The organism is Mycobacterium heidelbergense, assembly GCF_010730745.1.
GTDB classification, from domain to species: Bacteria; Actinomycetota; Actinomycetes; order Mycobacteriales; family Mycobacteriaceae; genus Mycobacterium; species Mycobacterium heidelbergense.
In genome coordinates this window covers 2,022,331-2,036,203 of sequence record NZ_AP022615.1, presented here as the reverse complement: position 1 = coordinate 2,036,203, position 13,873 = coordinate 2,022,331, and the positions used below count along the sequence as shown (strand labels likewise).

Genomic DNA, 13,873 nt, shown 5'->3' with positions numbered 1-13,873 from the left:
CGCATGCAACGTGTTTACGCGCCATCACGATCGGCCGAGGCGGCTGACGCCGTCGCGGCCACGTGAGGGACCGGAGGTAATCGATGCTGGATTTCGGCGCGCTGCCACCGGAGGTCAATTCGGGCCGGATGTATCTCGGCGCGGGGTCGGGGCCGATGCTGGTGGCCGCGGCGGCGTGGGATGAGTTGGCCGCCGAGTTGCGTTCCGCCGCAGCCTCGTACGGGGCGACCGTGCAGGGCCTGACGGTTGGGTCGTGGACGGGCCCGTCGTCGATCGCGATGGCGGCGGCCGCGGCGCCGTATGTGGCGTGGATGGGCACCACCGGCGCTCAGGCGGAGCAGGCGGCCATGCAGGCGAGGCTGGCCGCCGGCGCCTACGAGACGGCCTTTGCCGCCACGGTGCCGCCGCCGGTGATCGCGGCCAATCGCGCCCAGCTGATGGCGTTGATCGCCACCAACTTCGTGGGTCAGAACACCCCGGCGATCGCGGCCACCGAGGCCCAGTACGCCGAGATGTGGGCGCAGGACGCCGCCGCGATGTACACCTATGCGGCGTCGTCGGCGACGGCGTCGCAGCTGATCCCATTCACCGAGCCGCCGCAGACCACCAATGACTCCGGCCCGGCGACGCAATCGGCCGCGGCCTCGTCCGGCTCGAACACAGCCGCGCAACTGCCCCACGCGATCGACTCGATGCCGGGTGCAACGAACGCCACGACGGCCAACGCGGCGGCGTCGACGGCGGTCGGTTTGCCGCCCGTGCCATCGCAACTGACGGACTGGAACACCATCTGGTCGATCCTCACCGGGCCGTACTCCCTGCAGGGGTGGAGCTCCATACCCGGCGGCCCGTTCCTGTCATTCGGGCAGGCATACGCCTGGGGCCAGAATGGGCAGGGCGCCGCGGCCTATCTGGCCGGCCCGAAAGCCATCACGGGGGCGTTGGCTCCGCTGACCGGTGGCGCCGGCGCCGCCCAGCCCATGCTGAGCTCCGCGGTCGGCGCGGGGCAGGTATCGGGTTCGATGGGCAAAGCGGCCCTGGTCGGAAGCATGTCGGTGCCACAGGGCTGGACCGAAGCCGCCCCGGCGATCCGAACGTTGGCCGCGGCGCTACCCACCAACCTGGCGGCCGCCCCGGCCGGCGAGGGTGGCGTGTTCGGTCAGATGGCCCTGTCGAGCCTGGCCGGACGCGCGGTGGGCGCCGGTGCGATGTACTCCGGTGGCGCGGCGCCGGCCAAGGTGCTGGGTGGCGTCGTCGCGGAGCCGGAACCCCTCGCGGCCACCATCATCGTGATCCCGGCCCTCGAGGAATGACCGCGATGAACTCGATGACGACCTATGGCGGCCCGGCGCGGTCCACCCGGGTGCGCGCCACCGGAAAAGGGGTTTAGGCATGTTCTACGGAGCGTTTCCGCCGGAGTTCAATTCGGGCCGGATGTATGCCGGTCCGGGATCGGGGTCGATGCTGGCCGCCGCCGCGGCCTGGGACGATCTGGCCACCGAATTGCAGTCCACCGCGTCCTCTTATTCGTCGGTGATCTCGAGCCTGACCGGTGGGCCCTGGATGGGTCCGTCATCGCTCGCCATGGCGGCCGCCGTCGCACCCTATGTGGCCTGGATGCAGGGCACCGCCGCACAAGCCGCCGAAGCCGCCACCCAGGCCACCGCGGCGGCGGGCGCCTACCAGACGGCGTTGGCCGCCCACGTGCCGCCGCCCATCATCGCGGAGAACCGCGCCCTCGTGGCCCGGCTGGTGGCGACCAATCTTTTCGGCCAAAACACCGCGGCGATCGCGGCCAATGAGGCCGAATACGACGGGTTTTGGGCTCAAGACGCTACGGCGATGGATACCTACTTCGCCTCCTCGGCCAGTGCCTCCAACAACCTGACACCGTTCACCGAGCCGCCACAGACCACCGACTCCGCGGGCACAACGACGCAAGCGGCCGCGGTGGCCTCCGCGGCCGCCACGCCGGCCGGCACCGCGGCGTCAACCGCGAGCACAGCGGCCAGCTCAACCAGCGCGTCCGGCGGGATTCTGGGATTGCTGGCCGGGCTGGCCACCGACTACAACGACTTCTGGGTGGATCTGCTCAACACGGTGCCCAACGGGGACGCGTGGTTCACCGGCCTGTATAGCGCCGTCAAGGTTCCGCTTGGGCTCACCACGCAGTTCAACGACATCGGGCTGTTGATCAACTTTCCCGTGTCACAGTGGCTCAAGTTCGCCCCGCCCGTGGCGTATGGCGCACTGCCCAAAGACGCGCTGGGTGCCGGGCTGGGAGCGTTGGGCTTCGGCCGGGGCACGCTCTATAGCGCGGTCTCGGCGAGCATGGGAAATGCCGGCACATTGGTTGGAAGACTGTCGGTTCCGCCGAGCTGGGCCACGGCCACCCCCGCCATCAGGACCGTTGCCGCCGCCTTGTCGGCCGCCGGGCCCGATGCCGTGTCCGCGGCCGCGCTCGGCGGGGGAAGCCTGCTCAGTTCGATGTCGGTGGCGGGAATGCTCGGCAGCGCCCTGGGGGCGGGAGCTCCCACCGCGGTGGGAGCCGGCGCGCGCGGACGTCTCACCCCGATCAAAGACCTCAAAGGCAAGCAATCGCCGGAGCAGCTCAAGCGCCTGGTCGCACAGATATCGGAGAAACCCGAAAGCGTGCAGCACCATACTGTCGATCAAGACGGCCTTGACGCCCTGCTCGAGCAACTGGCGAAAAAGCCCGGCATCCACGCGGTGCACCTGTCCAAAGCCGACAAGCTTAAGGCCACGCCATCCGAAGCGCAATTAGCCTAGCTTGCAACATAATTGGAAGACAGTGAGGTATGAGAACACTACTGACGGTACTCGGTGTTTCGGCGATGATCGGGCTGGCCGCGCCGGCCTACTCCGATCCCGCTCCGGTTCTCGACGGCGACGACGCAGGCTTTCTCGCCGCTTTGCGCCAGGCCGGCTTCAGCTTTTCCAACCCCGATGCCGCCGTGGGCGCCGGCCGAGCGGTGTGCTTGTGCTTGAACAACGGCGAATCGGGCCTCGAGCTGGTGCACGACGTCAAAACCCACAATCCCGGAATGGACATGGAGATGGCATCCAATTTCGCCCTTCTCGCCGCGAAGTTCTACTGCCCCCAGCAACTCTCCAAAGCCTGAGCCGAAACCGCGCGGTGGCGGGCGCGTCCCCACCGATTCGGGTAACATCGAGGCAGGCGATGAAGCTCGCCCCAATTGCCACACCGGCTGATGGCTTCTACCACGTCAACGACGCACGGTAGAAGGTGGGGTAATCCGAGATGGCGAGCTTTACCAGCATCCTTGATCCCCGGGCCGGCAGCATCATCGGTACCGACACACCGCCGGACTGTTTCGCCGACCTGTATCTCGACCAGGTCATCGGCGCGGTGACGGCCGGATACGGTGGGAGTGATCTCGCACGTATCTTCTACGCGCCCCAACGGCAACCGTCGGTCGTCGAGTACCGCCAGCAGGTATTCCGCGATCTCGAAGACGATGAAACACGGGCACCGGTACAGAATTTCGTTGACGGCATGCGCACCGTACGAAGTCGGCTTCACGTGGCCCGGAACGCGTGGCATCGGCTACAGAAACAGGGCTGGCTGGTTGCCGCAATCGAAACCTATTGCCACGCGGTCGCGCTGCTGGGCGACGGTCTCACATACGTCCAACCGCGTTCTCGGGGGTTGCGTGACTTCGCCGACCACGTGAGGCGCTACGTCGACGGCGACGTTTTCAAGCGGCTGGTAGCAGACACCGAAGCGGTCCGCGAGCAGCTGCACGCGATCCGCTACTGCGTGCACGTCGACGGTCTTCGGGTCAATGTCGAGAAGTTCGGCGAACAAACAGATTACAGCTCCGAGGTCACCGCCACGTTCGAACGTTTCGCCACCGAAGTCAGCAAGGACTACCACGTCGCCCTCCCGGATTTCAAAGACATGAACCACGTCGAGGAGCGGATTCTCGAATGCGTAGCCAAACTCCATCCCGAGTCCTTCGCGCTGCTCGACAACTTCTGTAGCCGGCACGAACAGTTCATCGACCCCGCCATCGCCCGATTCGAACACGAAATCCGGTTCTACCTGTCCTATCTCGCGTTCATCAGGCGCTTCACCGCGGCCGGACTGGCGTTCAGCTACCCAGACGTCACCGATGAGCCGGGCGTCGTGGACGTGCAGGGCGCCTTCGACCTGGCGCTGGTGATCAACACCGCGGAAGGCGAAAGCCGCCCCGTCACCAACGACTTCTATCTGTCGGAATCCGAGCGAATATTCGTGATCACCGGCCCGAACCAGGGTGGTAAGACGACCTTCGCCCGAACCATCGGCCAATGCGCCTACCTCGCGTCAATCGGCTGCCCGATACCTGCCGGTGCCGCCAGACTGACGTTGCCCGACCAGATCTACACGCATTTCGAACGGCAGGAGGACCTCTCGACGTTGCACGGCAAACTCGACGACGAGTTGGTGCGCATCCATGACATCCTTTCGCGCGCAACCGATGCGAGCATCATCGTCATGAACGAGAGCTTTTCGTCCACCACGGTCAACGATGCCCTGCTCATCGGCCGAGAGGTGCTCGAACGAATCATCCAGCTGCACTGCGTCGCAGTCTATGTCAGCTTCCTCGACGAGCTGTCCGCGCTGGATCCGGTGTGCGTGAGTATGGTCGGCGACGTGGCGGACGACGATCCCACCCGGCGGACATTCACGTTCACTCGCCGGCCCGCCGACGGTCTGGCCTACGCCGCCGCGTTGGCCGACAAGTACGGCCTCAGCTACAACGTCCTAAGGCAGAGGATCAGCCAATGAAAGTTCGACTACTACATCCCGAACACGACCCCGACCTGGCGCCACGACTGCCCTGGCAACTGCAGGATCTCGTCGACAAGGATCTCGAGCTTCCGCGGGTCTACCGGGCGATGGCCGCTGACGACGAGTTCTTGTTCGAGACCGCCAAAAAGGTGGTGCCGCTGACCGTCATCGACCCCGACGTCATCGTCTACCGACAGCAGGTGCTGTCCGATTGTCTGGCCAATCGTGGTGTGGTGCGGCAGATGTATGGCGTCGCGGTCGACGGCGTCGAGGTGCGGCGCAAGGTGTTCCTCGGGGGATTGATGTCCCGCAACCCCGAGGCCATCCTGCGCCGCTCGGTACGGATCCTTGAACTGCTCGCCATCAACCTTCGACAACTGCGCGGCCTCTGCGACGAGCACGCCAAGGGATTCAGCTCGCCGGGATTTCGGCAGCTGTTGGCGATGATCGACGACCAACTCAGCGATGAGTACCTGGAGCAACTCGACGCGGACCTCGGCGAATTGCAGCTTCCGCGGGGCGTGCTACTCAGCGCTCAGCTCGGGCTCGGCAACAAGGGGGCGGGCTATCGGCTTCACCAGCCGCCGCAGCGCAGTTGGTGGGACAAACTGACCGGAAACCGCAACGGTTCCTGTGGTTTTGTCGTCGATGCCCGGGACGAGGCCGGCGCTCAAGCCCTCACCGAGTTGGCCGGGCGTGCAATCAACGACATCGCGAATACCGTCACCCAATCCGCGGACCACGTCCAAGCGTTCTTTGGGCGGTTACGGACCGAACTGGGTTTTTATTTGGGCTGTGTGAACCTTCATGAGCGGCTCACCGAAGCCGGTGTGCCCACCTGTCTTCCGATCCCCACACCAATCGGCCCACCACAATTCGGCTGCCGCGACCTGCGCGACGTGGCACTGTGCCTGACCAGTGGCAAACCTGTTACCGGCAATGACATTGACGCCGAGGCGAAGTCGTTGATCGTCATCACTGGAGCCAACGAGGGCGGGAAGTCGACGTTCTTGCGCAGCGTGGGCACCGCACAGGTCATGATGCAAGCCGGCATGTTCGTGACCGCGACATCGTTTCGCGCCAATGTCCGCGACGCCGTCTTCACGCATTTCAAGCGGGAAGAGGATGCCAGCCTTACGCACGGCAAGCTCGACGAGGAGCTTGCCCGCATGAGTGAGATCGCGGAGTTCGTCGGCTCGGCGTCGCTGCTGCTGTGCAATGAGTCGTTTGCCTCGACCAACGAGCGCGAAGGATCACAGATCGCGCGAGACGTGGTGCGCGCCATGGTCGAAAGCGGGGTCAAGGTCGTCTTTGTGACACATCTGTACGACCTTGCTCACAGTCTGAGCGCGCGAGACGACCCCGCCGATTTATTCCTGCGCGCCCAACGTCGCCCCGACGGTGTGCGGACTTTCCGCCTGAAACCTGCGCAGCCCGAACCCACCAGCTATGGCGAGGACTCGTTTCGGCGGGTATTTGCGGCCGCACCAAACGGTTGCGAGCCCGTCGGAGCCGGCTGATTCGGCCGGGGCGGGCGGCTCGTCTATCGTTGCGCCGGCCGCAACATGCCCGCGGCGACAACCGCAACCGCCATCCACACGGCCGCGTACCCGAAAGCCGCCGCGGGCGAGACCACGGTGTAGAGCACACCTGCCACGACCGTCGCCACCAGGTCGCCGACGGCCTGAACGGCCCCCAGAACGCCGAACCCGGAGCCGCGCAGCGGATCTGGAAGGAGCTGGGAAATTACGGCCGACTGAGTCGGCTCGGCAAATCCGATACCGGCCCCAGCCAGCGCGAAGCCCACCGCGACGACGAATGCGCTGTGGCTACCGGCCGCGAAAATGCCGTAGGCGATGACGTAAACGGCCGCGCCCGTCGCGAATACCGCGCGCGGCCCGGCCCGGTCGTACCACCGCCCGGCGGCCAGGGACGCCGCCGCGGCGACCACGTTGTGCGCGGCATAGATGAGGATCGCAAGCGAGGCCGCGGCGGTCGCCGTGCGGTGTGGCGAGCTCAGCAAGTGCGTCGCACGCAGGATCAACAGCGTCGTTGCGAGGTTGCCGAACTCGAACATCGCCACCGGCAGCAAAGCCCGCAACATGCCGGCGTCACGCAATGCTTCGAACTCGAATCGTCGGCGCACCGATTCGCCATCGGCATGGACTCGCTTGCGGGACTCTCGGGCGGCCACGACGATCACCACCGCCGCGAAAAGGCCTGGGATAGCGGCCAGGTACAGCGCCGGCCGAACACCCAGCCACGCCACCAACCCGGCGGCGAGTACGGGACCCAGCACCGCGCCCGCATTGTCGCCGGCACGTTCGAGCCCGAACGCCCGCCCGTGCGCCGACGTCGGGCTCAGCGAGGCCAGCAGGGCGTCGCGCGCCGGCGACCGTAACCCACGGGACAACCAAGCAAGAGCGCGCAGCACCCCGGCCTGCCACACCGTCGCGGCCGCACCGATGGCGCCGGTGGCCAACGCCGTGCCGAGATAACCACCCGACGCGGTTCTTCCCCTTTTATCGGGATCGTTGGCAAGTGGGCCACCGACGAGCTTCATCACACCGATCAAAGCGTCGCTGATTCCATCGATTACGCCGAGCGCCGCCGCCGATGCGCCCAGCGTGCCGGTGAGGAACGACGGCAGGACCGATGTCGTTATCTCGTGACCGGTATCTGAAAAGAAGCTCGCTGCTCCCACGGCACCGACGCCGGGGGTGAGCCACTTCCGCTCGGTTTCCTCGTCGACGCCATCACCGTCACTGGCGTCAGCGGTCATAGCTTGGAGATAACCACAATGTTAGGCAAGGTGCGCCACTCCTGTGTGAACGACACAACCACCGATGCTCACCCAACCGTTCGTGCTCCATAGGGCGTGGATCAGCGGTAGCCATCGGTGCCACATCCTCTCATCATCACCATGTCGCTATGGCCCAGTTACCATTCCACCCGAGAAGGATCAGTCCGTTGGTTGAGCACCTCCCAATTCCTCGACGCTGGCCAGGCCGATGCGGGTGCTTGTCTCATGCTTGGACAGGGGCCGCATGTGGTCCCATCCCTCGATCACCAGCTTCGGACTCCGGTCTTGGCCGCTGAACTCCTCCAGGAAATGGCTGAGAACCTCGCCTGTCGTGTGGTCGATGAGGGGCACCCGCGAGCTTAGGTGCAGGTACACCGTCTTGATGCCATCCGGAAGCTGCCCCAGCTCCCGGATCACGTGGAACAGGTTGAAACACACCAGCGGACCGTCCAGGTACAGGTGATAGGTGTCGTTATCCAATTCCCGTTGGGACACCGGATTGCGGAAGAGGCTCAGGAAGCGGACGGCAAAATTCGGCTTGGCGAATTCCGGGCCGTTGCGCAGGGTGTGCCACAGGCCCACATACCACAGGTTCAACAGCAGCTTGAGGACGATGCCGGCGCCGATGCCGATGAGCAGGTCCGTCGTCACGGTCACGAAGACCGTGGTGGCGAAGATGACGAACTCGTCCGTCCCGACCCGGGCGACGTTGAGCCACACCGAGGGCTTACACAGTTTGTACCCGATGAAGACGAGGATGGCGGCCAGGACCGCCATCGGGACCATGTCGATCAGGCGGCGCCCGAGCAGCAGGAACGTCAATAGGAAGCAGGCGTTGTAGAAGTTGGCCCACTGGGTCCGGCCGCCGGCCAGGATGTTCGCCGTGCTCTTGACGATCCCGGGGATGATGGTCAAGCCACCGAGCAGGCTGGAGGCGCCGTTGGAAACGCCCATGGCCAGCAAGGTCTGGTCCGGGTCGGACCGGCGGTGAAAGGTGTCGATTTTGTCCACGGCGGCGATCGTCGCCAGGGACTCGGTCCCGTCGATCAACAGCAGGGTGACGACCAGGTAGGCCAGGGGCAGCAACAGCGCGGCGTGGGTGAACGCATCACCGAACTGGGGTAGGACGACCCCGTGCTTGAGCGGATCGGGCACGTCGATCAGGTAGGGCTTGGCCAACCTCAGGATGAATGTGCTGACGACCGTGCCGGCAACGAACACCCAGACCGGCGGCGGCATGATCTTCAGCAGCCGCCCGGGCAGGGCCGACAGCACGAAGAGTGCTATCAGGCAACCGATTCCGAGGTCAAAGACCCCGTTGTTCATCGACTCGACATGGCGAGGCACTTCGGCGAGGACCGCCCAGAATTCGTGGGCCTCGAACTTCACTCCCATGAAGAGCGGGACCTGCTTGACGATGATCATCAGGCCGATCGCCGCCAGCATGCCGTGGATGGCCGAGGCCGGGAAGATGGCGCTGAGGCGGGCCACCTTCAACTTGGCAAGGACCACTTGCAACACGCCCGCGAGGGCGATGGCAACCAGGACCAGAGGGTATCCCACCGCCAGCAACTCGGATTTCGGGGCGTCTCGGCCCAGGCGAGCGTGTCCCAGCGTGATCATGCCGGCGAACAGGGCCGGCGCCAGTCCCGCGGCCGGGCCGCTGATCGTCACATACGAGCCGCCCAGGAACGGCAGGATGAAACCGGCGATGATCGCCGACATGATCCCGCAGATGGGCGGCGCGCCCGAGGTGATCGCGATTCCCATCGAAAACGGCAGCGAGATCATGGCCACCGTGAAACCCGAGCGAAGGTCATAGCGCCAGTGTCTGAGACCGGCCAAGCCGTTGCGGGGCTTTTCGATTGGAGCGGTTAGATCCTCTGACATGGGTGAGCCCCTTTGGTGTCAAGAAAACCCGAGGGGGCAGCCGCTCGACCGTCTCGTCGGCGCCGACCGAGTCGTGCCCCCATCGCCAAGCCCAGCGAGTGGCCGCCCGATCTCCTTGCGGCGCAGACGGTTCGGACCGATCCGACCAACGCCGTCGGCGGCCCCGCGCGCCGAGCGGAGGAGTAACGAGGACGAGGAGGAAGACGTAGAGGCTTGGAACGAGCCCGCGCGCCGGAATCCGGCACGAGACGGCGCAAGATCCGCGAGAATGCAGCGGTCCGCATGACCAGCTCCTACCCTGTCACGGTGGGTCGCGTGCGTCGACAACCCACGGGTAGAAGCCATTAGCACCGTCTAGGCCGGATCAACCGGACAACAGTGCGTAGAGCGAGCCCCATCGCTTATTACGTTCGGATCCAAATTTAACACAACATCGCCGTGGCGGTGGCGCCGATCAGATCTAACGCGGCACCACGGGCAGCGCCGGGGCCCACCATCACCGGCCGTCCAGCGCACCGAGCAGGTAAGCCAGGAGGACGACGAGAAATACGTAGAGCAGGTACAAGTTGACATCGCCCGATTGGATGGGAGTGACAAGACGCGCGCAGTATTGCACGGCGCCCGCGATCGGACGATACAAGTATCGCTGGAACAGCGGTGTGACCTCGGCTTCGTAGTGCACCGGCCCGGAACGCCCGGCCGGTTCGTCGGACGCCCGCCCCACGGTGACCGTCGGTTGATAGAGGCGATCGAAGGTCACCCGCACGGGTGCGGCAAATGTCATGGCCGAGTACTGCATTCGGGGCTTGAACGCAACGATCCCACCGTCCCATACCGGTGTCCGACGGCTGGGCGCTTTGGGGCGTCCGACCGCGTGGATGACCACCGGAACGATCAAGACAAGCACCAGGAACGCCGCAAGGTAGGTGGGGGAGAACGCCGAAAAGTCTGTGTTCGCCGGAATAATGGTCAATTTATCGATCAACACCCGCGGCAGTAGATCTACCGCGGTAACGGTGTGGACAGCACGCCCGATCGCCGCGATCACCAGCGGCGCGCCGACACCGAGCGCGACACAGCCCGCAGCCAAAAATCCCGCCCCGAACACGGGCTGCCCCGATTCCTCGGCGCCGGCGGCGTCTTTGGTGCGTGGCATACCCAGGAAGGGGATGCCGTACGCGCGGACAAAGGCGCACACGGCCAGGCCTCCGGTGAGCCCCAGACAGGCGGCGGCCACGACGATCAGGATGCCTACCAAGTGGCTCGGTATGCGGAAACCCTGAAACAGCCCCTGGAAGATCAGCCATTCCGACACGAATCCGTTCAGCGGCGGTAGCGTTGCGATTCCGAGGGTGCCGATCATGCTGATCACCGCGGTGCGTGGCAGCCGGTGAATCAGGCCGCCGAGCCGATCCATGTCGCGAGTGCCGGTGGCATGCTCGATCACCCCGGCCTCCAAGAACAGTAGCGTCTTGTAAAGCCCATGGTTAGCAACGTGATACAACGCGGCCAGCAGCAGGAACGCGCCCAACATGGGTTGGCCGTACGAGGTGAAGGTCATCCCGGCTCCAATGGCGATAGCAATAACTCCCACGTTCTCGATCGTCGAATAGGCGAGAAACTTCTTGATATCGCGCTCGGTAAGCGCGTAGAGGATGCCAAGCACCGCGGTGAGGGCACCTATCCCCATGGTGACCAGGCCCCACCATGCCGGGCCCGTTTTCAGCAGCTCGGCGGTGAACAGCAGGATGCCGTAGACGCCCAGCTTGACCACCATCCCGGACAAGAAGCCGGAACCGTCGGCGGGGGCCACGGGGTGCGCTTCGGGCAGCCACACATGCAGCGGCACCAGACCGGCCTTGAATCCAAAACCCGTCAGTGCCAACAGGAAGATCGCGTCGCGGGTCCCGTGCGAGATGCGCCCGGACCGGGCCGCGATGACGGCGAAATCCGTGCTGCCCGCGTGGGCGGCAAGAAGTACGAAGGCCGCAATAATCAATCCAAAGCCGATCTCGGACAGCGCAAGGAACCAGAATGCGCCCACGGCGACCCCGTCGCGGCGTTGATGGCGCAAGATCATGAGATAGCACAACAAGGCCATCGACTCCCACGCCACGAGAAATACGACAACCGTCCCGGCGATCAGCACGGTGAGCGTGGCCAGCAGCGCGAGATGGTAGGCCGCCAGGTACAGTGACGTCCCCCGCCCCCTGGCGTGGTATCGCGGTGCATAGCAGGCGATTCCGATCGATACGGCGCCCAGCACCGCGACAAAGACGCCCGCGAGCGGCGTCAGCCGAAGCGTTATAGCGCCGACTACGTCGTTGCCGCCCACCGTCTTCGACACCGGACCGGCGTCCGCGAGCAACAGCTCGATCCCACCGACGAGCGCGGCCAAGCCGCCCACACCGCCCAGGGCGGGCGGAATCCATTTCGAGCCACGCATCGAAATGAACGCAGCCACCGCGGCGGCCACCCACAGCAACGCGGCGCTTTCGAGCAGGACCAAGTCGGTCACGGCGAACCACCTTCGTCTGTGAACGACAGCGCGGACACTTTCTCGGCCAGCCGATCCACCGCGACCAGGAGCCCCTGTAGCAGCGCCATCGGACTGGGCGGGCAGCCGGGCACATACACGTCGACGGGCAACACGGCGTCGAGCGCACCGTGCACGATCGGGTCTTCGGGATATACCCCGCCCAGCGCGCACGCGCCGACGGCCATCACGAGCTTGGGTTCGGGCATGGCGTCGTAGGCCTTGCGCAACGCCACGTCGAACGCTCGCACGGCCGGCCCGGTCACCATGAGGATGTCGGCGTGACGCGGGGCCGGGGTGAAAAAGAATCCCAGGCGGTGCAGATCGTAGTGCGGCGCGGTGAGCAGCCGAATTTCCTGTTCGCACACCGCGCAAGAGCCCGTGTCGACGGTGCGGATATGCAAGCTGCGCCGGAACATCTCGCGAACGCTGTGGCGCAGCTCCTCCGCGGCCGGCCCGGTGTCTTCGTCCGTCATCGGGTCCGGTGGTGCCGCGCCTGTCGCTTCGATCATGAGAAGCCCCTCCTGCCTTTACGGTTTGCGTCACGGAAAGTACTGGCCCACGATCCGGGCTATCTCGATATAGAGCGGAATGCCGATGGTGACGTTGTAGGAAAACGTCAAACCCAGTGAGGCGGCCAGGGGCAGGCTCGGGCTGGCCTCGGGGATCGCCAGCCGCTGGACAGCCGGGACGGCGATGTAGGACGCCGCGCCGCACAGCACCGCGAACAGCACGTAAGTTCCGGGCCTGAACGCACTATGGGTGACGTACGCATAGGTGTGTGCGACGACGATCCCCAGTGTCGCAAAGATATTCGGTGCCAGCAGGCCGAAGAAGATGAAACCGAGGCCCGCCGATCGCAAGTCCCGCAACTTGCGGGAAGCCGTCATGCCCATCTCGAGCAAGAACAGGCAGAGCGCGCCCTGGAATGCCGACACGAAGAAGGTGTCGTCGTCGTGAACGACCTTCTGGCCCTGCAGGCCACTGATGAAGCCGACGATGACGGCGCCGATCAGCAGACCGAGCCCAGGATTGAGGAAGACCTCCCTGAGCATGGCTTTGGTGGTGTGGCGCGTCGCGTCATCTCCGCCTGGAGACTCCTCGGGATGCTCGCGTCTTTCCAGGGAGATGTCCCGCTCGCGCCCGACCTCAAGCTCGTGCCGGGCGTCCAGGCTTTGGCCGTGAGCGGGCCGCACGGCAGTACCGGGCCCCTCCCCGGCGGTTGCCGGCGCGGTATAGCCGACCTCGCCCGGCATGTTCCCTGCCGCGTCCATTCCCCGGGTGCGCAGTCGAGCCGCCAAATACAGTGCCACCAGGCAGCCGGGAATCTCCATGACGGCCAGCATGACCGGCATATAGGCGTCGAAGGCCACGCCGATGCTGGTGAGCACGGCCACGCAGGTGGCAAAGGTCCCCGCGGAGTCCGATCCGTAATAGCCGGCGACCGTCGCCCGGTCGATGCGCCGCATTGCGGTCATGTGGTTGAGGAAGAAATAGGCGACGATACCGATGAGGAAATTCAGGGCGAAGCCCACCACCATGAATCCGGCGATGCGTCCGATGTTCGACGGGTTGGTCTCGGCGAGCTCTTCGCCGCCGTGCCAGCCGATGGCCAGCAGCAGGTACATGGTGAGACCCTGGTAGATCACGTACGGGAATTCGACGCGCACCTTCAGGATCGGGATCAGGAACCCGAAGTAGAAGAACAACAGCAGCGGCTTGAACAAGTTGTGGGTGAAGTTCTGCCAGAACTCGTAAAGCATCGATCGCTCCTATAGTTGCTGCCGGAAGTTAGCAATTCCTCAGTGCCAAGCCGAATATCACG

At 65.1% G+C, this 13,873-nt stretch carries 10 protein-coding genes and 1 riboswitch; of the genes, 5 read left to right on the top strand and 5 right to left on the bottom strand.

The genetic code is table 11. The features are described from left to right. The first annotated feature begins 83 nt into the window (after positions 1-83). From G6N25_RS09580 to G6N25_RS09560, 5 genes are all read left to right on the top strand, one after another. Complete coding sequence (locus G6N25_RS09580; RefSeq protein WP_083073027.1) at positions 84-1,313, top strand: PPE family protein; 1,230 nt, start codon at positions 84-86, stop codon at positions 1,311-1,313. Positions 1,314-1,392: 79 nt separating this feature from the next. Next, on the top strand, positions 1,393-2,790 hold the full coding sequence (locus G6N25_RS09575) for a PPE family protein (protein WP_083073026.1): 1,398 nt from the start codon (positions 1,393-1,395) through the stop codon (positions 2,788-2,790). Between the two features lie 29 nt (positions 2,791-2,819). Beyond that, the gene (locus G6N25_RS09570) at positions 2,820-3,143 is read left to right on the top strand and encodes a DUF732 domain-containing protein (protein ID WP_083073025.1); all 324 of its coding nucleotides are present in this window, start codon (positions 2,820-2,822) and stop codon (positions 3,141-3,143) included. 46 nt (positions 3,144-3,189) lie between these two features. Beyond that, a riboswitch (Fluoride riboswitch) is annotated at positions 3,190-3,250 on the top strand. A 33-nt stretch (positions 3,251-3,283) separates the two neighbouring features. Next, entirely contained in the window at positions 3,284-4,816 is a 1,533-nt protein-coding gene (locus G6N25_RS09565) for a MutS-related protein (RefSeq protein WP_083073024.1), read from the top strand. 110 nt (positions 4,817-4,926) lie between these two features. Next, positions 4,927-6,339 carry a MutS-related protein gene (locus G6N25_RS09560; protein WP_232065736.1) on the top strand — a complete coding sequence of 471 codons (1,413 nt, stop codon included), beginning with the start codon at positions 4,927-4,929 and terminating at the stop codon, positions 6,337-6,339. A gap of 23 nt (positions 6,340-6,362) precedes the next feature. Here G6N25_RS09560 and G6N25_RS09555 read toward each other — a convergent pair whose 3' ends face one another. From G6N25_RS09555 to G6N25_RS09535, 5 genes are all read right to left on the bottom strand, one after another. Further along, positions 6,363-7,601, bottom strand: a complete 1,239-nt coding sequence (locus tag G6N25_RS09555) for an MFS transporter (RefSeq protein WP_083073022.1) — start codon at positions 7,599-7,601, stop codon at positions 6,363-6,365. A gap of 180 nt (positions 7,602-7,781) precedes the next feature. Then, positions 7,782-9,512 (bottom strand): SulP family inorganic anion transporter, encoded by a 1,731-nt coding sequence (locus G6N25_RS09550; protein WP_083073021.1) that lies wholly within the window; start codon positions 9,510-9,512, stop codon positions 7,782-7,784. Between the two features lie 496 nt (positions 9,513-10,008). Further along, entirely contained in the window at positions 10,009-12,030 is a 2,022-nt protein-coding gene (locus G6N25_RS09545) for a proton-conducting transporter transmembrane domain-containing protein (RefSeq protein ID WP_083073020.1), read from the bottom strand. After that, complete coding sequence (locus G6N25_RS09540) at positions 12,027-12,560, bottom strand: NADH-quinone oxidoreductase subunit B family protein (protein WP_083073019.1); 534 nt, start codon at positions 12,558-12,560, stop codon at positions 12,027-12,029. Before G6N25_RS09540 ends, G6N25_RS09545 begins: the two co-directional genes overlap by 4 nt. Positions 12,561-12,590: 30 nt before the next feature. Next, positions 12,591-13,811, bottom strand: coding sequence for a sodium-dependent bicarbonate transport family permease (locus tag G6N25_RS09535; RefSeq protein WP_083073018.1), 1,221 nt, complete (start codon positions 13,809-13,811; stop codon positions 12,591-12,593). Between the last annotated feature and the right edge of the window lie 62 nt (positions 13,812-13,873).